The sequence below is a fragment of the Blautia sp. Marseille-P2398 genome (assembly GCF_964240315.1).
Classification (GTDB): Bacteria; Bacillota; Clostridia; order Lachnospirales; family Lachnospiraceae; genus Blautia_A; species Blautia_A wexlerae.
Genome location: NZ_CAXSTD010000003.1, coordinates 224781 through 246264, shown reverse-complemented (window position 1 = coordinate 246264; position 21484 = coordinate 224781). Strand labels below are relative to the sequence as shown.

The 21484-nt window shown below is 35.4% G+C and carries 27 protein-coding genes, 1 pseudogene and 1 riboswitch; of the genes and pseudogenes, 26 read left to right on the top strand and 2 right to left on the bottom strand.

Annotated features, from left to right (window positions below; translation table 11 throughout):
• The first annotated feature begins 381 nt into the window (after window positions 1–381).
• From ACESZG_RS05615 to ACESZG_RS05530, 18 genes and pseudogenes are all read left to right on the top strand, one after another.
• Window positions 382–606 carry a hypothetical protein gene (locus ACESZG_RS05615; RefSeq protein ID WP_173720962.1) on the top strand — a complete coding sequence of 75 codons (225 nt, stop codon included), beginning with the start codon at window positions 382–384 and terminating at the stop codon, window positions 604–606.
• A gap of 75 nt (window positions 607–681) precedes the next feature.
• Window positions 682–954 carry a hypothetical protein gene (locus tag ACESZG_RS05610; protein ID WP_173682644.1) on the top strand — a complete coding sequence of 91 codons (273 nt, stop codon included), beginning with the start codon at window positions 682–684 and terminating at the stop codon, window positions 952–954.
• Window positions 955–963: 9 nt separating this feature from the next.
• Window positions 964–1269, top strand: a complete 306-nt coding sequence (locus tag ACESZG_RS05605) for a hypothetical protein (protein WP_173720960.1) — start codon at window positions 964–966, stop codon at window positions 1267–1269.
• A gap of 230 nt (window positions 1270–1499) precedes the next feature.
• Complete coding sequence (locus ACESZG_RS05600; protein ID WP_173720959.1) at window positions 1500–2087, top strand: hypothetical protein; 588 nt, start codon at window positions 1500–1502, stop codon at window positions 2085–2087.
• Between the two features lie 9 nt (window positions 2088–2096).
• Entirely contained in the window at window positions 2097–2468 is a 372-nt protein-coding gene (locus ACESZG_RS05595; RefSeq protein WP_008708198.1) for a hypothetical protein, read from the top strand.
• Window positions 2469–2741: 273 nt separating this feature from the next.
• Entirely contained in the window at window positions 2742–2906 is a 165-nt protein-coding gene (gene rd, locus ACESZG_RS05590) for a rubredoxin (RefSeq protein ID WP_020993356.1), read from the top strand.
• A 76-nt stretch (window positions 2907–2982) separates the two neighbouring features.
• Window positions 2983–3417, top strand: coding sequence for a bacteriohemerythrin (locus ACESZG_RS05585; protein ID WP_008708195.1), 435 nt, complete (start codon window positions 2983–2985; stop codon window positions 3415–3417).
• Window positions 3418–3704: 287 nt separating this feature from the next.
• The gene (locus ACESZG_RS05580; RefSeq protein ID WP_026648209.1) at window positions 3705–3917 is read left to right on the top strand and encodes a sporulation initiation factor Spo0A C-terminal domain-containing protein; all 213 of its coding nucleotides are present in this window, start codon (window positions 3705–3707) and stop codon (window positions 3915–3917) included.
• A gap of 4 nt (window positions 3918–3921) precedes the next feature.
• Window positions 3922–4350 carry a hypothetical protein gene (locus ACESZG_RS05575; RefSeq protein WP_008708191.1) on the top strand — a complete coding sequence of 143 codons (429 nt, stop codon included), beginning with the start codon at window positions 3922–3924 and terminating at the stop codon, window positions 4348–4350.
• Window positions 4351–4529: 179 nt separating this feature from the next.
• Window positions 4530–4739: a DUF6219 family protein gene (locus tag ACESZG_RS05570; RefSeq protein ID WP_008708189.1), complete on the top strand. Its 210-nt coding sequence runs from the start codon at window positions 4530–4532 to the stop codon at window positions 4737–4739.
• Between the two features lie 3 nt (window positions 4740–4742).
• A pseudogene (gene bcp, locus ACESZG_RS05565) lies at window positions 4743–5197 on the top strand (thioredoxin-dependent thiol peroxidase).
• Complete coding sequence (gene yaaA / locus ACESZG_RS05560; RefSeq protein ID WP_008708186.1) at window positions 5197–5958, top strand: peroxide stress protein YaaA; 762 nt, start codon at window positions 5197–5199, stop codon at window positions 5956–5958. Before bcp ends, yaaA begins: the two are co-directional and overlap by 1 nt.
• Window positions 5959–6133: 175 nt before the next feature.
• Window positions 6134–7183 (top strand): GGDEF domain-containing protein, encoded by a 1050-nt coding sequence (locus tag ACESZG_RS05555; protein WP_173702516.1) that lies wholly within the window; start codon window positions 6134–6136, stop codon window positions 7181–7183.
• 33 nt (window positions 7184–7216) lie between these two features.
• Window positions 7217–7375: a rubredoxin gene (locus tag ACESZG_RS05550; protein WP_081017100.1), complete on the top strand. Its 159-nt coding sequence runs from the start codon at window positions 7217–7219 to the stop codon at window positions 7373–7375.
• Between the two features lie 153 nt (window positions 7376–7528).
• Window positions 7529–8275 (top strand): SDR family NAD(P)-dependent oxidoreductase, encoded by a 747-nt coding sequence (locus tag ACESZG_RS05545; RefSeq protein WP_019161209.1) that lies wholly within the window; start codon window positions 7529–7531, stop codon window positions 8273–8275.
• A gap of 92 nt (window positions 8276–8367) precedes the next feature.
• Window positions 8368–8673 (top strand): thioredoxin, encoded by a 306-nt coding sequence (trxA, locus tag ACESZG_RS05540; protein ID WP_005421612.1) that lies wholly within the window; start codon window positions 8368–8370, stop codon window positions 8671–8673.
• A 12-nt stretch (window positions 8674–8685) separates the two neighbouring features.
• A complete protein-coding gene (locus ACESZG_RS05535; RefSeq protein ID WP_005421613.1) occupies window positions 8686–9006 on the top strand; it encodes a rhodanese-like domain-containing protein in 321 nt (106 codons plus the stop codon).
• A gap of 1 nt (window position 9007) precedes the next feature.
• On the top strand, window positions 9008–10699 hold the full coding sequence (locus tag ACESZG_RS05530; protein WP_118614876.1) for an FAD-dependent oxidoreductase: 1692 nt from the start codon (window positions 9008–9010) through the stop codon (window positions 10697–10699).
• A gap of 120 nt (window positions 10700–10819) precedes the next feature.
• On the opposite strand, the gene ACESZG_RS05525 is transcribed toward ACESZG_RS05530, so the two are convergent.
• Window positions 10820–11503, bottom strand: a complete 684-nt coding sequence (locus ACESZG_RS05525; RefSeq protein WP_117449800.1) for a Crp/Fnr family transcriptional regulator — start codon at window positions 11501–11503, stop codon at window positions 10820–10822.
• Window positions 11504–11669: 166 nt separating this feature from the next.
• Between ACESZG_RS05525 and ACESZG_RS05520 the strand changes: the two genes are divergently transcribed.
• The 5 genes from ACESZG_RS05520 (at window position 11670) to ACESZG_RS05500 (ending at window position 15536) form a co-directional block, all read left to right on the top strand.
• A complete protein-coding gene (locus tag ACESZG_RS05520) occupies window positions 11670–11993 on the top strand; it encodes a co-chaperone YbbN (RefSeq protein WP_118614358.1) in 324 nt (107 codons plus the stop codon).
• Between the two features lie 15 nt (window positions 11994–12008).
• Window positions 12009–12932, top strand: coding sequence for a thioredoxin-disulfide reductase (trxB, locus tag ACESZG_RS05515; RefSeq protein ID WP_026648815.1), 924 nt, complete (start codon window positions 12009–12011; stop codon window positions 12930–12932).
• 887 nt (window positions 12933–13819) lie between these two features.
• The gene (locus ACESZG_RS05510; protein WP_373217709.1) at window positions 13820–14233 is read left to right on the top strand and encodes an HU family DNA-binding protein; all 414 of its coding nucleotides are present in this window, start codon (window positions 13820–13822) and stop codon (window positions 14231–14233) included.
• Window positions 14233–14436: a hypothetical protein gene (locus ACESZG_RS05505; protein WP_368210939.1), complete on the top strand. Its 204-nt coding sequence runs from the start codon at window positions 14233–14235 to the stop codon at window positions 14434–14436. The genes ACESZG_RS05510 and ACESZG_RS05505 overlap by 1 nt, the downstream gene beginning before the upstream one ends.
• Window positions 14436–15536: a hypothetical protein gene (locus ACESZG_RS05500; RefSeq protein WP_368210938.1), complete on the top strand. Its 1101-nt coding sequence runs from the start codon at window positions 14436–14438 to the stop codon at window positions 15534–15536. The genes ACESZG_RS05505 and ACESZG_RS05500 overlap by 1 nt, the downstream gene beginning before the upstream one ends.
• A gap of 232 nt (window positions 15537–15768) precedes the next feature.
• On the opposite strand, the gene ACESZG_RS05495 is transcribed toward ACESZG_RS05500, so the two are convergent.
• Window positions 15769–15987, bottom strand: coding sequence for a helix-turn-helix transcriptional regulator (locus tag ACESZG_RS05495; RefSeq protein WP_082419112.1), 219 nt, complete (start codon window positions 15985–15987; stop codon window positions 15769–15771).
• A gap of 203 nt (window positions 15988–16190) precedes the next feature.
• Window positions 16191–16271: riboswitch (cyclic di-GMP riboswitch) on the top strand.
• Window positions 16272–16349: 78 nt separating this feature from the next.
• On the opposite strand from ACESZG_RS05495, the gene ACESZG_RS05490 reads away from it, so the two are divergent.
• The 3 genes from ACESZG_RS05490 (at window position 16350) to ACESZG_RS05480 (ending at window position 20468) form a co-directional block, all read left to right on the top strand.
• Window positions 16350–18326 carry a peptidoglycan-binding protein gene (locus ACESZG_RS05490; protein WP_368210937.1) on the top strand — a complete coding sequence of 659 codons (1977 nt, stop codon included), beginning with the start codon at window positions 16350–16352 and terminating at the stop codon, window positions 18324–18326.
• Between the two features lie 44 nt (window positions 18327–18370).
• Window positions 18371–19699, top strand: a complete 1329-nt coding sequence (locus ACESZG_RS05485; RefSeq protein WP_347044563.1) for a fibronectin type III domain-containing protein — start codon at window positions 18371–18373, stop codon at window positions 19697–19699.
• Window positions 19700–19766: 67 nt separating this feature from the next.
• Complete coding sequence (locus ACESZG_RS05480) at window positions 19767–20468, top strand: hypothetical protein (RefSeq protein ID WP_347044562.1); 702 nt, start codon at window positions 19767–19769, stop codon at window positions 20466–20468.
• Window positions 20469–21484: the final 1016 nt, after the last annotated feature.

The window sequence follows — 21484 nt, the reverse complement described above, 5'->3', positions numbered from 1 at the left end:
AAAAGATAAGCCGGAGAGAGGGGCTGATCGGGGTGTAAGATAGGTAAAAGTTAAGACTGGAAGTCACTGGTGTAGGTGGCTTCTGGTCTTTTTTCGCAACCACAGTTAGACTGTCCCCATTTGGCGGTCTGGATTTTTTTGACTGTTGCGAGAACATCGTCAGAATTTGTCGGCGGTCAGGTTGTATCATGTGCGGCTCCCTCCTTGTAAGCCGCCGTGAGTGCCAGCGTCAGCGCGTCATCCCTTTTGAGGGTAATCGAGTAGGAGGAATTTCTCTTAAATGAGAAATTCCGACCTCTCACACCACCGTACGTACGGTTCCGTATACGGCGGTTCAATCAACTTAACAAGTAACACACTTTTCGGTGTAGTAATCTAACATTGAGATTAGATGTAGTGGCAGAGTTTCGGAAAGATGGAAAACTGGTTCCTATATTCTTTACCTGGGAAGATGGAAGAAAATATAACATCGACAGAATTTTGAAAATCGAGCGATGTGCTAGCAGAAAGGCAGGCGGTGTAGGAATGATGTACACCTGTATGATACAGGGGCAGGAAAGCCATTTGTTTTATGAAGTGGATAAATGGTTTATGGAGAGAAAATAATACAGGATGATACAGAATCGTAAAGAAAAGGTTCAACGTTAGCCTTATAATAGTGTCATAAAAGGAGGAATCACAATGAATGATTTAGTAGAACAGATACTTGAACTAATTAAAGGCAAGAAAACAGCTATTGATATGCAGGCGATTATGTTCCAGTCAAGAAGTACGACTTATAGGAAATTAAAAGATGAAGGAACTTCAATAAGTGAAATTAAAAATTTGTATCAAGATTGTGGAGCTTTTTCAGTAATCAGAAAAAAAGATGATATGTCTAGGAGAGCATTTAAAGAAGAATTATCAAAATTTTTGCTGTGTGATCCGGATGATGTATGGAAAAGATTTAATTAACGCTACCATATGGGTGTTATTGAGTACAAAAAGGAAATAAAAAAGAAAAATCAATTAACGGACTTAGAGTTTGATTTACTAAAGAGACAAATATTATTCATAATAAGAAGAGAGCCACATACGCTAAAACAATTATGTGAGATCACAAATAGATCAAGAAGCTATGTTTTAGCTGCACTGAAAGACCTGGATCAGGTTCTTGGAGGATATGGAGGTGGACTTGGAAAAGGGTATTTTATAGTGAGTTCGGAGAAAGAAAGATTATTACATGCTTCATGGTGTGCAAATTGGAAAAAATCAATGCAGTATTGTTAGAAAATTAATGATTATTAACCTGCAGGGATAGTCACTTTCCCTTTATATTCCTGCAGGTTTTACATAAGAAGATGGATTCCGGTCAGCAAAGGCAACTCCCACAATGCCTTTTGGATATCCGCTTCTGCAAATTGTAGTAAGTAATTGCTTCCCATCAAAATCATGGGGAAAGCGAACTGGTCTGAAAGACCGCCAGTTAGTGTGATGATGATAAGGAGATTTTGAAACTGATGACAGACAGAGATTATGCAATTAAATCAATGAAAGAGATTACCTTCCAGATGGCAAGCCATGCGCAGGATTATCTGGAAGTAACGATGGAGAGACATTATACAGATATCAAAGAACTGATGACAAGCTATCAAAAATTGATTTTGGAAAATCAGATTGTGTTAGAAGAACTGGATATGGAGTGCCAGGAGAAAATCAATGAAGATATGGCATATGCGTTGAGTTATCTGAGCATTTATAACAATCAGCTGAATGTGCCAAAGATGCATCGGGAAATGAATAAGCTGATGATCATTTATGGCTTGTCAGATATGATCTATCGTGGAATGACACTGGTTAAGTTCTATGCACCGAATGGTGTGATGCTCAGCGAAATCCTTCATTCCTGTTTTTGCAGTCATTATAATAAGACAGATGTGGAAGTACAACAGGAGTTAGGAATAGGCAGGACTTCTTTTTATAAGACTTCTTTTTATAAAATGAAGAAGCAGACACTTGGGTATTTAGGATTTTATTTTTATGAGATCGTGGTACCGCAGGCAAAGGATAAAAGATTTAAACCGTCACTGGGCGTTGAGGAAGAGTAGGTGAGTAATATGAGATACGAAGATTCGATGAAAGGTGTAGCTGATCAGATAATCAAAGAACAGCAGCGAGTCAGTAAAATTAAAAACAATCCAGAAGAGTTCCATTGGCATGACGAATATGCAACGTTGAATTTCTTTCGGTTTATCTGCAAAAATATCGGTAACTTGAGAAATGGAGAAATTGAAAAAATGGTCACACGTTTAAAGAACATAGATCAAAAAGCAGTGGAAAACCATGTGAATGGTGCTGTTTGGGCATTTGATTATGATAAGATGTTCTGTGTATTGATGGAAAATGAAATTTGCCGAAAGGTGTGTGAAAAGAATAAATATAACAGTTGGATGAATCTGATTGGACAGTATTGTGTTTCAAGGACTTAAAGACGAAAAAAGTTGTTGGAGAGAAATAATTTCCAGCAACTCTGTCTTTAATGAATAGAGTTCATTTTTTTATTCAACTATTCCCATGATATATACAATATGTAAATTTGCAATTCAAATATCAGTTTATGCTAAGTACAATAATAATAATTACTATTATTGATAAGAGAATAATTATCATGTATAATACAGATATACAAGAAACAAAGTGTTAGAAAAATTGCTAGGAACTTGGTAACAAAAATAAATCGACATTGAAAAGGGAAAATGACTATGATAAAATATGAATGTGAACCATGTGGATATATTTATGATCCGGCAGTAGGAGATCCAGACGCTGGTATCGATCCAGAAACTGCATTTGAGGATATTCCAGATGACTGGACATGCCCAATCTGCGGATTAGGAAAAGATGTTTTCGTTCCTGTAGAAGACTAAGCAGAAAATGCAGGTACAAAACTGCCAGACATTAAAAGATCCTAAGAGAACATATAAAAGAAATGGAGGTCAAATTATGACTTACGATTTAAACATTACCTTTGATGACAATTTAGTAACAGGAAATGAAACAATTGATACCCAGCATAAAGAATTGATCGACCGTATCCAGAACTTTGTAACTGCCTGTCAAAATGGCGACAGCAAAGTAAAAGCAATCAAAATGCTGGATTATCTGGATGAATATACTGACTTTCATTTTAAAGAAGAGGAAAAGCTTCAGGAAAAATCCGGTTATCCAGAGCGTGAAAAACATTATGAAAAACATGAAGAGTTTAGAAAGACAATTCAGGAACTGTATGAATACCTTCAGGAGTATGAAGGACCGACAGATCGGTTCAGTGAACTTGTACAGAAAAATGTAATCGACTGGCTGTTTGGACACATTAAAACATATGACCGCTCTGTGGCAAAATTTATCTTTATGAAACAAAATCCAGACCGATGCTAAAATAAACCAGGGAACGAGTTCATTCAGAATGTAGACAACGTGATGAAGTAAACTAGGGGCTGTCACAATGCAGCCCCTTTCCTGTTATAGCGATATTCTAGGTAATATATTGCGCTGGCATGACATATTATTTTACTACTACTATATGGGAAGAGCAAGTAGCTCTTCTTTTTTTGTCCTTTTTATCCAATTTTAAGTTGTAAAGTCTCTTTTCATGCCAACAGAAATATGCTAAATTGATTTTATAGAACAAGATATAATTCCACTTATATATCGGAGGAAAATGAATGAGAGAGAAAACTATATATGAGAAGATTGCAGAAAAGTATAACACAACACCAGAAGAAGTACGCAGAGAAATGCAGATAGCCATAGATGCAGGATTTGATAATCCTGACCCGGCTGTGCAGGAAGAATGGAAGAAAATGACACTTAAAGGAGACAGGCCCACACCGGAAGAAGTAATCAATTACGCAGTAAAAAAATTAAAAGGAAATTAAAAATATGAAGAAAAAGATAATTGCAGTAATTTCAGGAACAGCAATCTTGATAATTGCTGCAGGAAGTATTTATGGGAAATTTGAATCCAGTCATAAAGAAGGCGAACCAGATGTAGTTGGAACTTTTTCTGTAAATCGGGATGAAAATATAACCGTGGTCGCAAATAGGGAAGATATTGAGGATAGAGAAGCGTTTGCAAGAAAACTTTTGCAGATGTACAAGGATGATTCTTTTCATTCGACAAAATTCTCCACAGACAGAGGATATGCGACGAGCATTGATATGCACATCTATTTATGGAAAGAGGATATTGAAGACGGGGAATCGGTAATGACAGCCGAATATAGACCTGTAGAATACGGAAAGGACTATGATATTGTCAATAATCCTGATAAATTTCAACTATATATAGATGGAAAAGAGATTAAATAGTAATCTCCTGAAAGCAAGCTTTTTGTCAATTATTTCAAAGAAAAATTAAAGGATAACAATACATAGTTTTGACAATGATATTTTGAAAAATTTTATAGGAATGCTCTATTATCAAATTGACATAGGAATATGGTAGCGTATAATTAGAATTGAATACACTGAAAAAATGGAGGAATTACATGAAAGCACATAAATATTGGTCAGTAGGAGCATTGATCACAATGATTGGAACTTTTTATACAGGATATAAAGGGTTAAAAGCAGCACACAAATACTTTGCATTTGGCTCTCTGATATGCATGATTATGGCAGTCTATTCTGGTCATAAAATGATTTCGGGTAATAAAAGAACAAGAAAACAGGTGAAAAATACAAAAGCGGAGGAATAGTAAATGTTAGAGTTAGGAATAAAAGCACCGGATTTTGAATTGCCGGATCAGAACGGAGAAGTGCATAAATTAAGCGATTATGCAGGAAAAAAGTGATCTTATATTTTTATCCAAAGGATAATACGCCAGGATGTACGAAGCAGGCATGTGGCTTTTCTGAGCGTTATCCACAGTTTACTGAGAAGGGAGCTGTTATTCTCGGAGTAAGCAAGGACTCTGTAGCGTCTCACAAGAGATTTGAAGAAAAATACGGACTGGCATTTACGCTATTAGCAGATCCGGAGCGTAAAGTTATTGAAGCATATGATGTCTGGAAAGAAAAGAAAAATTATGGCAAAGTCTCTATGGGAGTAGTAAGAACCACATATCTTATTGATGAACAGGGGATTATTATAAAGGCAAATGATAAAGTCAAGGCTGCAGATGATCCTGAAAATATGCTCAAGGAATTAGATTAATGAAGATAATATTATCCCCTGCTAAAAAGATGATTACAGATACTGACAGCATAGCGCCGGATGGATTGCCTGAATTTATTGAAAAGACGACAGAGATACAAAGTTGGTTGAAAAGTAAGTCAAAAGAAGAACTGAAGACTATTTGGAAATGTAATGACAAAATTACAGAACAGAACTTCAATAGATTGGAAAACATGGATCTTTATCATTTACTTACCCCAGCTGTCTTATCATATGAAGGAATTGCTTTTCAATATATGGCTCCATCTGTGTTTGAGGACAGTCAGTTCGAGTATGTACAAAATCATTTGAGAATAATATCTGCATTTTATGGTGTGTTAAAACCAAGGGATGGTGTGACGCCTTATCGTTTGGAAATGCAGGCGAAGGTTGGAATAGGAGAAACAAAAAATCTGTATGAGTACTGGGGAGATTTATTATACCGCTCAGTGATTGATAACAGCAGGATTATAATCAATCTGGCATCGAAAGAATACTCTAAGTGCATAGAAAAATATCTGACACGACAGGATAGATACATTACGATTACATTTTGTGAGTTATCAGGAGATAAACTGGTGACAAAAGGTACATATGCTAAGATGGCCCGTGGTGAAATGGTTAGGTTCATGGCTGAAAACAGAATTGAAAATCCTGAGGATATTAAGAAATTTGATAGACTAGGCTATTCATTCCGCTCTGATTTATCATCAGATGCAGAATATGTTTTTGAACGGAAAACAGAGATAACATCTTGTTAAAAAGATACTTGTTATGGGTATTTTTTTAATAAAGTAATTCGATTTTTCTTAAAAAATCATTACCATAACGATTATGATATTATATTTAAAGGTATTTGTCCAAAATATAGAGAAAGTAAATGAATAGCATAGTTATTGAAATGAATATTATTTAAGGTTAGAGATAAATTATGAAATGAAGACAAACAAGAAAAGTAAAAATTTAATAGGTATTATACAGAGTTTCCTTATATTGATATTGGTAGTTCTTATTATTTTTATGATGATTCAGATTAGTAGGCTGCAGGGAACAGCACGCGTAATAAATTATGCCGGTCTGGTACGTGGAGCTACGCAGCGCGAAATAAAATTAGAAATTACAGGAAACCAAAATGACGAATTAATTAAATATTTGGATGATATTCTTCTTGGATTGAGATATCAGGATGGACATTATGACCTGGTAAAACTCAATGACGAAGAGTATCAGGAAAAATTGCAAATCCAGAGTGATTACTGGGATAAATTGAAAACAGAAATTGAAGCAGTAAGAAACAAGGGATACGAAAATACAGACATTGTTAATATGAGTGAAATATATTTTACGATGGCAGATGAAACTGTCTCTGCCGCAGAAAGTTATTCAGAAAAAATCGCTGTAAAGATTCGTACCATAGAGCTTTTGTCGGCACTTGATATGTTGAGTCTGGTGATATTGGTTATTATGCAGACTCTAAAGGCAATGCAGATGGCAATGCAAAACAGACTGCTGGAACAAAAAGCATTCGTAGATGCCCATACTGGACTGCCAAATAAAAATGCCTGTAATGAGCTACTTAATAAAAAAGATATAATTACAGATTCTACAGCATGCATAATGTTTGATTTAAATAATCTAAAAACTGTAAATGATACAATGGGACATTCCGCAGGAGATCAGTTGATATTGAATTTCGCAAAGCTTTTGTGCAGTGTCATTCCAGAAAAGGATTTTGTTGGAAGATATGGCGGAGATGAGTTTATAGCAGTTATTTATCATACGAGCGAGGCGGAAATTAAGGAGATATTAAAATCATTGTCAAGAGAAAAAGAGAGATTAAATAGTTGTGAAAATCAATTACCAATCGACTATGCATGCGGATGGGCATTATCCTCCGATGATATAGCGTGTACAATGCAGATGTTATTGGATGATGCAGATGCTTATATGTATAAGAATAAACAGTTATGTAAGAAATATAATTAGCGCTCAGCTCAGAGTAGATGAATCTTCTTAAATATAATCGATGTATGTGACGTTTGCGGATGGGAATATGATGAAGAGGAAGGTTATCCTGAAGGTGGTATTGCACCAGGAACAAAGTGGGAGGACGTTCCAGAAGATTTTGAATGCCCATTATGTAATGTTGGAAAAGATCAGTTTTCAGAAGTTGAATAAAATTCTGATTATTTAAATACGGATAGATAAACAAAAACCCTGGTGCGTGTGAGCAACAGGGTTTTTTATTGCGATAGTTTGTGATGATATCACAGAAAATGATTTACCTTTTGCTTATAATGTAACTACAAACAAAGTAAGGAGGTAGTCTAAATGAGATTAAAAGATAAAGTTGCAATCATTACGGGTGGAAGCCGTGGTATAGGATTTGCTACAGCTGATAAATTCTTGAAGGAAGGTGCTTCAGTTGTGTTGGCAGCAAGTTCACAGGAATCGGCAGATATTGCTGTAGATAAATTAAAAGAAAAATATCCCAATGCAATAGTTGCTGGAATTAGTCCAAATCTGGCAAGCATGGAGTCTGTCAGAAAGGCTTTTAAAGAGGCAACTGAAAAATATGGATGTGTCGACATACTGGTAAATAATGCAGGGATTTCAGAAAACACCTCTTTTATGGATTATACAGAGGAGACTTTTGATAAAGTCATGGATCTAAATGTAAAAGGAGTATTTAATACTACTCGTGTAGCTGCAGAATGTATGGTGGCAAGAGGCAAGGGGGTCATTCTCTCAACTTCTTCCATGGTGAGTATTTCTGGACAGCCAAGTGGGTTTGCTTATCCTGCGTCCAAGTTTGCAGTAAACGGATTGACTGTATCATTAGCAAGAGAACTAGGACCTAAAGGTATTCGTGTTAATGCAGTTGCACCTGGGATTACAGAAACTGATATGATGAAGGCCGTGCCAAAGGAAGTTATCGAACCTATGATTGAAAGAATTCCATTGCGTCGTCTTGGACAGCCAGAAGATATTGCCAATGCGTTTGTGTTTCTTGCTTCAGATGAGGCGAGTTACATTACAGGTGTTATATTAAGTGTAGATGGTATGGCAAGAAGTTAAGTTAATGAGGTATGCTGATGTAATCACGGAAAATAAATGAAATTAAGACTATAATAAATCTACAAAAAGAAAAAGATGAGGAGGACTGTAAAATGTCTGCTATTAATATCAATAAAAATAATTTTCAGAACGAAGTACTGAATTCCGATAAACCCGTTCTTTTAGATTTTTGGGCATCTTGGTGTGCACCTTGCCGCATGGTAGTACCTATTGTAGAGGAGATTGCAAGTGAGCGTAGAGATATTAAAGTTGGAAAGATTAATGTAGATGAAGAGCCTGAACTGGCAAATAAGTTCAGTATTATGAGCATTCCGACTTTAGTGGTTATGAAGAATGGGAAGATTGTACAGCAGGTTTCAGGGGCGAGACCTAAGAATGCGATTTTAGAAATGCTTTAGGGAGGTGTGCTAATGGGATTTTTTGATCTCTTTAAACAGTCGAATATTAATCAAGGCATAGAAGAATATAAAAGGACTGATGATGCAGTTCTGCTGGATGTACGTACACCGCAGGAATATCAGGAAGGACATATACCAGAAAGTAAAAATGTGCCGTTGCAGCAACTTGACAATATTGCTTCTGTAGCAAAGAATAAGGATATCCCACTGTTTGTATACTGTTATTCCGGTTCACGAAGCCGCCAGGCAACTGGGATACTGCAACGAATGGGATATTCTAAAGTAAATAATATCGGTGGCATTGCAGCTTACTCAGGAAAGGTGGAAAAATAAGATGAAGGTAATAATTGTAGGAGGTGTAGCCGGAGGAGCTACAGCCGCAGCAAGAATACGCAGACTGAATGAACATGCTGAAATTACTGTGTTTGAAAGATCCGGATACATATCCTATGCAAATTGTGGACTTCCATATTATATTGGAGACGTGATCACAGACCCGGAAGAACTTACACTACAGACACCAGAGAGTTTTTTTAAACGCTTCCGTATTAACATGAAAATTCATCATGAAGTTATCTCCATACATCCGGAACGTAAAACGGTTTCAGTGAAAAATTTGGAGAATGGTGAGATATTTGAAGAAAACTATGATAAGCTGATCCTTTCTCCAGGTGCAAAGCCAACACAGCCGAGACTTCCCGGAGTAGGTATTGATAAACTTTTTACACTTCGTACTGTAGAAGACACTTTTCGGATAAAGGAATATATAAATAAGAATCATCCAAAATCGGCTGTATTGGCAGGTGGCGGTTTTATTGGTCTGGAACTGGCAGAAAATTTGAGGGAGCTTGGCATGGATGTTACGATTGTCCAGCGGCCTAAGCAGCTGATGAACCCTTTTGACCCGGATATGGCATCCATGATCCATAATGAAATGAGAAAGCATGGGATAAAACTGGTACTGGGCTATACAGTAGAAGGATTTAAAGAAAAAGACAACGGAGTGGAGGTCCTGTTGAAAGATAATCCATCTCTTCAGGCTGATATGGTGGTGCTGGCAATCGGAGTCACACCAGACACAGTATTAGCAAAAGAAGCCGGTCTGGAACTTGGCATCAAGGAAAGTATTGTAGTGAATGACAGAATGGAAACCTCTGTACCGGATATTTATGCTGCAGGTGATGCAGTTCAGGTAAAACATTATGTTACGGGTAATGATGCGCTGATTTCTTTGGCAGGACCAGCCAATAAACAGGGCAGGATCATCGCTGATAATATTTGTGGCGGTGATAGTCGTTACCTGGGCAGTCAGGGAAGCTCCGTTATAAAAGTGTTTGATATGACAGCAACCACTACAGGTATCAATGAAACCAATGCCAAAAAGTCAGGATTAGAGGTAGATACAGTAATTCTTTCTCCTATGAGTCATGCCGGTTACTATCCTGGTGGAAAAGTGATGACCATGAAGGTGGTTTTTGAAAAAGAGACCTATCGTTTGCTTGGTGCTCAGATTATTGGATATGAAGGAGTTGATAAACGTATTGATGTGCTGGCAACAGCAATCCATGCAGGGCTGAAGGCAACCCAGCTGAAGGATTTGGATCTCGCATATGCACCGCCTTATTCCTCTGCCAAGGATCCTGTAAATATGGCAGGATTCATGATAGACAATATAGCAAAAGGTACCTTAAAACAATGGCATCTGGAAGATATGGATAAGATTTCTAGAGATAAAAGTGTTGTGTTGCTGGATGTGAGAACTGTAGGTGAATTTAACAGGGGGCATATGGATGGATTCAAAAACATTCCTGTAGATGAACTAAGGGAACGTATCAATGAAATTGAGAAGGGAAAGCCTGTTTACCTGATATGCCAGAGTGGGCTGCGAAGTTATATTGCCAGTCGTATTCTGGAAGGAAATGGATATGAAACATACAACTTCTCCGGCGGATTCCGCTTCTATGATGCAGTTGTCAATGACCGTGCGCTGATTGAAAAGGCATATGCATGTGGTATGGATTATTAAAAATAATCATAATATTTTTATAATTTTCTCGTAATATAAAAAGATCCCCCATTTATTAGAATGACTTTCATAATTCTGATAAATGGAGGATTCTTCTTTATATGTTACAGAAAAACAATTTTATGACCTTTGGAGTGTTTCCAGTCTTTTTGGATCAAGGATTGTGATTTTGCCGCGGGAGAGTTTGACGAGACCCTCGCCTTGAAAGTATCGAAGCATTCGAGTGATAACTTCCCTGTGGGAACCAAGATGATTAGCAATCGTCTCATGAGTGATTTTCAGCTCGTTTGTTCCTTCGATAGAGGTCTCTTCTAAAAGAAATGAAGCAACACGCTTATCCAAACTCTTCCACATGATTTGTTCAATCAGCCACATGACATCAGAAAAACGGGTGGCCATTAACTCATTAGTATAGTTTGCGACGGGAGCAGATTCCTTCATAATGCCCTTATAGATTTCAGCAGGGATGATCCAAAGATCAGTATCTTTTTCTGCTTCAATGGTTACTTCAAATTGAATGGAGCGTATGATACATGAGGCGGATAAAAGACACATATCCATATCGAACAGACGGTAAAGTGTAATCTCTCGTCCTTCATCTGAAAGTATGTAAGTTCGAAGCTGCCCGGATTTAACCAGTAATAATCCAGTACAATCCAGGTTTCCATTGTGAATGATTGTCCCTTTTTTTACATACTGTGTGATTAAATTGTCTGAAATTATTTTTTTCTGTGCTGTATTTAAGTCATTCCATAGTGGAAAACAATTTTCGAAGTTCATAACCGTTATCTCCTTTACGAACATAGTATACTTGCTTTTTTTAGATGCGTCAATTATATAACTGGCATATGCCATAAATAGAAATAAAAAGAAGTGTAATAAAGTAAATTATCTTTTCTGTGATATCATCACGGAAGCAAGCACTTATTTGGGGTATATTAAGTTCAAATAGGAGAAGGAGTTGAAAAATATGACATCTATAAATATAAATAAAGAAAAGTTTGGACAATTAATTCATAAGGAAAAACCGGTTTTGGTTGATTTCTGGGCACCTTGGTGTGGTTATTGCCGTAGAATTGGAGCGGCTTATGAAAAAATAAGTGAAGAATACAGCGATATTCTTATTGCTGGAAAAGTAAATATTGATGAAGAACCACAGATTGCAGAAGCTGAAAAGATTGAGATAATTCCTACGCTGGTTTTATATCGAAATGGAAAGGCAATAGATTCTATTGTTGCACCTGAATCAAAAATAATGATAGAGAATTTTATTAATGAAGCATTGGAAAAATAAAAGGAGGACTGCTGTATGAATGAAAATCATGTTTACGATATGATTATCGTGGGGGGAGGACCTGGAGGGTATACTTCAGCATTATACGCAGCCAGAGCAGGATTTGATACAATTGTTTTAGAAAAATTATCTGCAGGTGGTCAGATGTCATTGACCTGGCAGATTGATAACTATCCTGGTTTTGAAAATGGAATTGACGGATTTTCATTGGCAGAGAAAATGCAAAAACAGGCGGAAAAATTTGGCGCTAAAAGTGAATATGCTGAAGTTTTTAATATGGATTTAACAGGAAAGCTTAAGAGAGTAGAAACTAGTTCGGGAATTTATATTGGGAAAACAGTAGTGATTGCTACTGGAGCAAATCCAAGAGAACTTGGTCTCGCTAAAGAAAAAGAATTGATAGGTCATGGGGTTGCTTATTGTGCCTCCTGTGATGGCATGTTTTATAAAGATAAGATCGTGGTGGTGGTTGGTGGTGGAAATTCTGCTGTATCAGATGCTGCTCTTTTAAGTCGAATTGCTAAGAAAGTCATCATTGTTCATCGTAGAGATACATTACGTGCAACGAAAATCTACCATGACCAGCTGATGAAAACTGAAAATATAGAGTTTCGATGGAACAATACAGTAAATGAACTGATTTATGGAGAACGATTGACTGGTGTGCGGTTGAAAGATACAGTTACAGGAGAAGAAAACATTATAGAATGTGACGGCCTGTTTGTGAGTATAGGAAGAAAACCGACAACAGATTTTTTAGATAATCAGATAGAACTGGATAATAAAGGATATATTGTGGCAGGTGAAAACACTGAAACGAGTATTCCGGGTGTTTATGCTGTAGGAGATGTCAGAACAAAGTTACTTCGTCAGATAGTAACAGCAGTGGCAGATGGTGCTATGGCAGTACATATGGCAGAAGAGTATATGGAGAAATAATAATCAGAATTTGAATAGTGAACTTTTTATACTGAAATATGTACGATTTCAATAATGACATGAACTTATGGGAACGTATTGCGGATACTTTGTGAACTTTATCCTGATACAATGATTATGCTGATGAAAGAAGGCATAGATAACTGAATACAAGAAAGAGACGAAAGCCTCAGTAGTTAAGAAAAAAACTACTGGGGCTTTTTTTCGTGCCTGAATTTCTCGGCCAATAACTGCGGGGATGTCCCGGCAGGATAAAGGTGGAGCAGGCATGATCCTAAACAGAGGTCCGCCTTCTGAATTTGAAACGAGCAACAAGATTTCAAATTCAGGAGGAACGGATATGTATATTCAACACCCATATTTTTATGAAGGAAAGTACTACGCAAATATTGATGGAGAAATGATCGAGATTACAAAATTGATTCTGAAACGGTCAAAAAGGGCTTTACTACACCAATTTTACACCAAACACATACCAAGATGTAAGAAGATATAAGAAAATACATAGAGTTATGAAATAGAATAGAAATATCTCATAGTGATAAATATCTCCAAAAATCCAGTAAAAACATATAATTTTTATAATTTCAACAAAATTTCACAAAAAAATGTAAATACCACTTGTGTTTTTGAATAATATGCACTATAATATCACATTTACGATTTTATCCCGTAAAATCAAGGGAAAACGGGTGTTAAACAGGTGTAACTACACCAAATTTACACCACAGAATATAGCATTACATCTATAACAATAACAGAACATTTAAACATCTGAATAAGTCCATGTACTTTTATAACAACAGGTACGTGGGCTTATTTTAGTGCTTAAAAATATTGTCAAAGAAATGGTGATTTCATAGAACAAAAACAAGGAGGAAATGACAATGAACAAAACAATATATGAAGCAGAATTTACCAAAATGGTGCATGATAAGATGAGAGAAGATAATAGATTCAAAGTATATGAGAGAATACCAAAAAATAGGATAGGTGGAGATTACTGGAATACATACTGGACAATCCGTTATATGCTTCGCACTATGACAGATATTTTAGAAAATGGAGATAAACTGGTATTATTAGGATACTTCACTGTAAAGCCTAAATTTTATAAGGAAAGAACAGCATGTTCTGGAATGGAAAGAACAGGAAAAAATGTGTATGAGATTCCAGAAAGATATAAGGCAAAGTTTAAATCTGGTACTGTGTTAAATCGTGCTTGCGAAGCGTATGGAGATTATCTCAAAGAAGAAGCAAATAATAAAGATGATGAATACGAAGAAGGAGAAGAAGAGTAATGAGATGTAAAGATTGTGAATATGTAAAATGCTATGCTGTCAATAAGAAGATGTATTATTGTGATAATAGAAATAGAGTAAATTTGATGGGTAAACTGGGCGAGGATAATTTACCTGAGACAAGTCCTGAGTGGTGTCCAATGGCTGATAGGACAATTGCTGCTGTTGAAAATATTACAGATGGGAAAGGATTAGAGAAGTAATGGAATCAAACAATACAGAAATGAAGATGCAGTATATTCTTGATGAAAATAAAAATCTGGCAGAGATACCACTAACAGATATGCTACCTGTAGAGCATCCGATTAAATGTAAATTAATCAGTGCATTTGAAGTATTTGTAAGAGTACCGCAGACAGAAAACTATTGGATTTCTAATTACGGAAGAGGTGTAAATAACCATAGAAACCCAAATATGAACAAATTCTATGAGCATAAGCAAGGAAAATGCCATTATACTATTTATGAAGTGTGGCGAACACCAGAAAAAATCAGAGGGAAACTAACAGGCAAAATCATAGTTGAAACCACTAAGAGAGAAACCAGTCCAGAAGAGTTAGTAGCAAAATGCTTTCTGAAACAATATAGAGGCAGAGGTAAGGTCTGGCATAAGAATGGTGACTTTGATGATAATTGGTATAAAAATCTGATTTATGTTACTGGCAAAGATTTCATAAATCTTAAAGCAGATAAGATTACATGGCAGGAGTTAAACTATGAGCAGGAATATATTGAGTATGTCAACAATGCCAAGAATCAAGCAATGATTGCGTATGGTTCTATTTCCAGTCGATGTAAAGGTGAAAATAACAGTGAGAGTGCGCACAAGTGTTATGATGATGTTGAATTGTGTCAAGAATGGAAAGATTATCCGCAGTTATTTGTCAAGAGATACTTGGAATTATATTATAAAGTACCAGGCGAATCAATGGCTGTAGACAAGGATTTATTTGGTAATGGAAGCAAGGTATATTCTCCAGAGACAATCTGTATTCTGCCACAAGGCTTAAATACATTACTTGCCAACAGTAAAAAGCATTATAAAGATGGGGAAACACCAAACAATGTGCTTCCTCTTGGAGTAAGATATAATGGTAAAGTCAATAAATATTACGGACAGATTACTTATTTTGGTACAGAAGATATAATTGATTTACCATATAGGGATACAATAGAAGAAGCATTTGCAGATTATAAGAAGTTCAAAGAATATGACATTGCAATTACGGTGTCAAAATACAGAGATAAGATACCAGAATACATATATGAGAAACTGCTTACGGTACGAGTAGAACCGTATTAATATATTATAGGCATATCAGGGAGCACAATCCTTGGTATGCCTATTTTTTTACGTTTTATATGGCTGCTGCCGAGCGGTACTCTTTAATGTAAAACTACCGCCCCTATAAACACGTATATTAAATTTTAAGAACGAATGATGCACACATGAGAAAATCTTCATACGCTATATAAAAATTCATTATAAAGCGAAATACAAGCTTTGAGAAGCATTCTGAGAACATGATATATTATCATAAAGGTTGATCTTCATCAGAAGGAACATAGACACAAATATCCTGTATTTGACAGTGCAGAATACGGCATAAGTCATTGACTGTCTTCATAGAAATGTCTTGGTTATGTTTAAGACGATGCAAAGTGCTATGAGACATATGATGCTTGCTTGTCAAAGTATACCAGTTTTCATTTGTTTTCTTTAATGTTTCCCAGAATGGGCTGTAATCTATCATGGCTGTTCCTTTAAAGATATTTGATATTATTATCATAAAATAGATTCTTATACTTGAATATCTTCGTAATAACGAATATAATGTAAGTATTACAGAAATGTGATAGTAAGTACGAAATGTCGAACAAATTTGACAAAAAGAATTGCATATTACATATAGCAGTAGTATAATCAAATTGTGAATTTTATGTGAAATGTTTATACAATCAAATACGGCATAGCCAGAGAAATCTGGTGACGCAAAACTACAGGGTCTAAGCGAATGTATGACAGCCAGTTGCAACTATGATAATTAAGGCATTGCTTCAAGTATGTTTGGGGTAATGTCTTTTTTATATACAAAAAGATCAAGGGGATATGAACATGAAGAAGAAAACAAAATTATTAGCAATGTGTATGGTAGCTTCATTATCAGTAGGGACGCCAGTGATAACATGGGCGAGTGATACTGAAACAACTGAGCAGAAAAGTGGTGAATCAGATTCAATAAGTATATCTGAAAAAGGTGCAGAGACATCAATATATGAAGATAAAAAAGTAACAATTAAAATGGATTCGGCAGAATATACTTTAGATGCTTCTGATATCATATTAAATATGTCTATAAAAAATTCGTATCCTAATATTTTGACGCTGAAAGTACAAGATGCTAAAGTTGATGATACAACTGTTGCATTTCAATGGGATTCTAACGACTATAAGGCAGGAACATCTTTTTCTTCTGCTTGGTATATTATGCTTGAAACTTTACAAGAAGTAAATAATACGGACTTTAAACAATTGTCATTTACTATGGTAGGGACGTTGAATGATGGTACTGAATTATTAAAAAAAGAAATTACCATAGCGAGAGAAGCTTTCAAATCTGTTATGGATGAAGATGATGAAGAAACATCTGACTCTGAAAGTACAGATTCAAATAATGCTACATCAGAAGCAACAGAAGAAAAGTCTGATGCAAAAAGTGATTCTAACAAAGACAGTTCTGATGGTATAGAAGAAAGACTTTCTGCTCTTGAAGAAAAACAAGCATCTCAGAACGAATCTGATAAAGAGACAGTACAGGAAGAAACCACACCTGCTGCTGATGCAGAAGAGGAAAAAGCCAAAGCTACAGAAGATGAAGACAAGTCAAATGAAAATATACAGAAAACTTTAATTCCAGACCAATATATTGAAAAAGAAGAGGTGTTTGGAGACGATGGTAAGTTATCTTTTACATATCAATATGAATATGATGACGAATATCGGTTAATTGAGAAACAATGTGTATATCCAGATGGTACCGTAAACAATGATGAAAAGTACACATATGATAAAGATGGCAATAACATTAGAATAGATCATGAGGACAATAAAGATTCAAGCTATTCATATTATACAATTCATAAGTATAAAGGCGATGACTTAATAGAATCAACCACGTATAATGTTGCAGATGATAGTGTAAAATATACAACGTCTTATTCATATGATGATAAAAATCGTTTATGTCAAGAAAAATTTGAAAATATCGAATATGATAATCAAGCTACCACAAATTATTTTTATGATGATAACGGCAATATTATATATAGCGAAAGGGACAATGAAAGATATGAAGATTACACGTATGATGCAGATGGAAATCTTATATCGCAGACGAGAAACGATGGTACAAGAACTGAGTGGAAATATGAAAATAATATAAAAATAGAAGAAACCTTTTATCACAAAGGGGATTTCTTATATACAAGTAAACTGGAATATGCTAGTACTAGTCCAAGTGCTGCTGTAATTAATGATATAGAAATAATAAAAGTAGTACAACAGGCTCTAAATGATATGGGATACGATTGTGGTATTCCTGATGGTATAGTTGGAGATGGAACAAAGAATGCTGTAAAGAGTTATATGGAAAATAATGGAAAAGCTTCCAAAGGTGAAATTACAGAAGAATTAGTGGGAATGTTAAACGTAAATGACGAGATTAAAAGTGCAAAAGAATTATCCAGATATCGTACAGATATTAGTTATGAAATGCTCATGAGAAATCCAGTCGATTATATAAATACACCAGTAAAGTTCTCTGGTTCTGTTGTCCAAGTGATTAATGAAGGAGGGGGAAACAATATTAGACTGGCAATTAATTCAGATTCTAGTCAAACAATTTGGTGTTCTTATTCAAGACTAGATATGAGCGGCAATTTGATGGAAGGAGATCAAGTTACGGTGTATGGAATTGCAATGGGAACAGAAGATTATATAGCAATTTCAGGTGAGAAAATTACACTGCCAACTATTACTTGTGAAAGAATGGATACATCTTTTGGAACATTTGAGAAATTCCCAGGATTTTAATATTCTAAAAATTTTTATTTGAAAATAAAAGGAGAACTAATTACATGAGAAAAGTAAGAAAAGTATTATACGTTTTGATTTGTGTAATCATGGTTGGATGTATGATAAATGTAAGCAATATACAGGCTTCAACTTCATCAAAAATCTCACCCCCTAAAGTAGTATTAGTAAAAACTACAGGAACTTCTGAAATCCGAATTAAATGGAAAAAAGTAAATGGTGTTTCTGGTTATAGAATCTATAGAAAAAATGATAATAGTGGTTGGAAAGCAATAAAAACAGTTAAAGGTGAAAATGTAACGGCTTATACGGATAATGGTTTAAATCCTGGAAAACAATATTTTTATACTGTGAAAGCATACAAGAAAGTATCAAATTCAAATGTTTGGAGTAAAGCGGGTAAGGAGCTTTTTGCAGTAACTAAGATGGAAATGCCACAAATTAATGATATTGATTATGGTCATCGAACAGGAACCGTAGATATATCTTGGAGTAAAAGCAATGGTGCTCAATATTATGAAATTTTATTCAAAACCCCAAATAGCAAGTGGAAGATGGTTGAAAAAAGCAATGGATTAAATGCCAAGCAAGTCCCATCTACCATGGGAGAAAATTTATATGCGGTACGTGCGTGTGTTAAGTACTCTGGAAAGGTATATCGCAGTGGATATGATAAAAAAGGAACAGTATTTCAATATGATGAATATGGAAATCCTAACGTAGATTATTCGGTTTTTGATATCATAAATCCAGAGACCACGCAAATTGAGATGAAAAAAGGCGAATATTATGAATTAAAAATAGACAGTGATTTGGATAAATTATCATGCTCTGATAATAATTCAAATATAACTGATTCCTATTTTAAGGATGCAACAGACAGCGATTATTTGTTGAAAATTCACGCAATAGGAACAGGAACTGCGACAATTCATTTATATGGTACAGACTATCCTAATGTTTACAAAAACATTACAGTTGTTGTAGAAGAAGATAATAATACTCAATTAGTAATGGCTGCTATGGGTATTCAAAAAGCATATAACTCGGCTAAGTTTCCATCTTCTTTACATATAAGAAATATTGCATATGAGGAAAGTTTTAGAAATGGATACGGTGATAATATCAGTAGATTAGTTGTCCATGCTTATGCTAAAAATTCATTTGGTGGTTATGGAGATATTTATTCAGTAGTAATTCGTTCTAAAACAAATACACATTATTCTAATGCATTTGAATATAATGGATATTACTATACAACATCAGCATTTTCTCATAATCCAGGTATGAATGGAGTATGGGTGAACAATAAAGCGGCAGTAAATATGTGGAAATATTTATACGAGAAGAATTTTGAAATCCCATATGATTGATGATTGCGGCAGGCATTCAGGAAGAATACATTAAACTACAAATTTTACAATAAAAGGGGTAATCACTATGAAGAGAATGAAAAAGTTTATAGGCATTTTATTATTTGTTCTGACGTTTGGACTTGCAAGTACAATAACGATTCCGCAAATTGGAACTTGCGTTGATGTACAGGCAGCAAATCCTTTTATACAGAAAAATGTTAGTTATTATTTATATGAAAATCAAAGACCGTCTGGTGGTTTTATCATTGTTTATGATCCTCTTCCAAACGGCAAGATATCTAACATTAAAAATTCCAATCCAAATGTTGTCAAAGTCGAATTAGATGAGCAGTTTGGAGCTATAAGGGTGAATGTTTTAAAGGAAGGGACTTCAAAAGTTTCTTTCCGATATGCGAGAAAAACTTTTACACAGAAGATTACAGTAGTGAAATATGAAGATCCTTGTAAATCATTTAAAATAGGAAGTACGAATTATACTAAATATTTTAAAAAATCCAGACACTTCAATCATAATAATCGAAAGAAAGATATTACAGCAACTATAAAGATAGTACCGAAAAAAGGATGGAAATTAACCAAGATAGAAGTACAGAATATGTATGATGGTACAAAAAGAGTAAAAAATAATTCAAAAGTAACCTTATCCATTAAAGGGACAGGAACAGGTTTATATGCTTATTTTAAGAATACTAAAACAGGAGTTGTGCAAGTGTTAAATCTTGGATATGGTAGTGGGAATTTCCCAAATAGAAATTATTATGATTGAGTAGTAAAGCAGCAGACGTTCGGAACATTCAAATTTTACCCGTATCATGAGAATTGAACACATCACGCCCTACACGCCACACGCCCTTTCTACAGAAATGTAAACCACCCGGGGGTGTGTCTCCCCTATGTCCTGGTACTTCAAACATTTCCAGAGCAGACAGCAGAGATAGCACAACACAGCACCAGAGACAGCACAACAGCACCAGAGACAGCACAACAGCACCAGAGACAGCACAACAGCACCAGAGAATACACAACAGCACCAGAGAATACACAACACAATAAACAGTATTCCATCATGTGACCGCCAGAATACAAAAATCTTATAAGCTTCTGACCATCCCACCAGACAGCATGGAGAAATAGCAAAGCCCCTATTGCTTGTGGAGATGGACAGAGAACACCAGACAGAAACAACAGCGGATCACAGGAGAAGATACAAAAGTATAACCGTCCAGAGATGGACACGACAACACACAACACACTTAATATAAAAAGGCTAGGAGAATCACACACATAATTCTCTTAGCCTAAATTTTTTCTGTACTGGATAGTATTACAAATAATAATATATAATAAATATCAGATAGTAAGAAACACAATAATACAATCGGAATAATATAACAGAATCACCAGACACAACACCAAACATAACAGCACCAGAAAACAAAAATCCTCACAGAGACAGCACAGAACCTTCACAGCAACACAATAGAAAGCTACGCCCCAGATAACCAGACAGCAGACACAGAGAAAGCGCACAGATACAGAATAGCATGAGACAACAGCAGATAGCAAATTGCTTTATGATCTGGCACACTGGCAGAGAATCATATAGACACTTGCTCAAGGTTCTGTCATTGCTCTGTGACCCTGTCAATGTGTCAAATGTGCCTTGCTTCATTCAGTCACACATCACATAACTGACATACTGATATATACTATTATACATAATACATACATTATACACTGCACTGCACTGTACGATACATACTATTATATACACTATATATA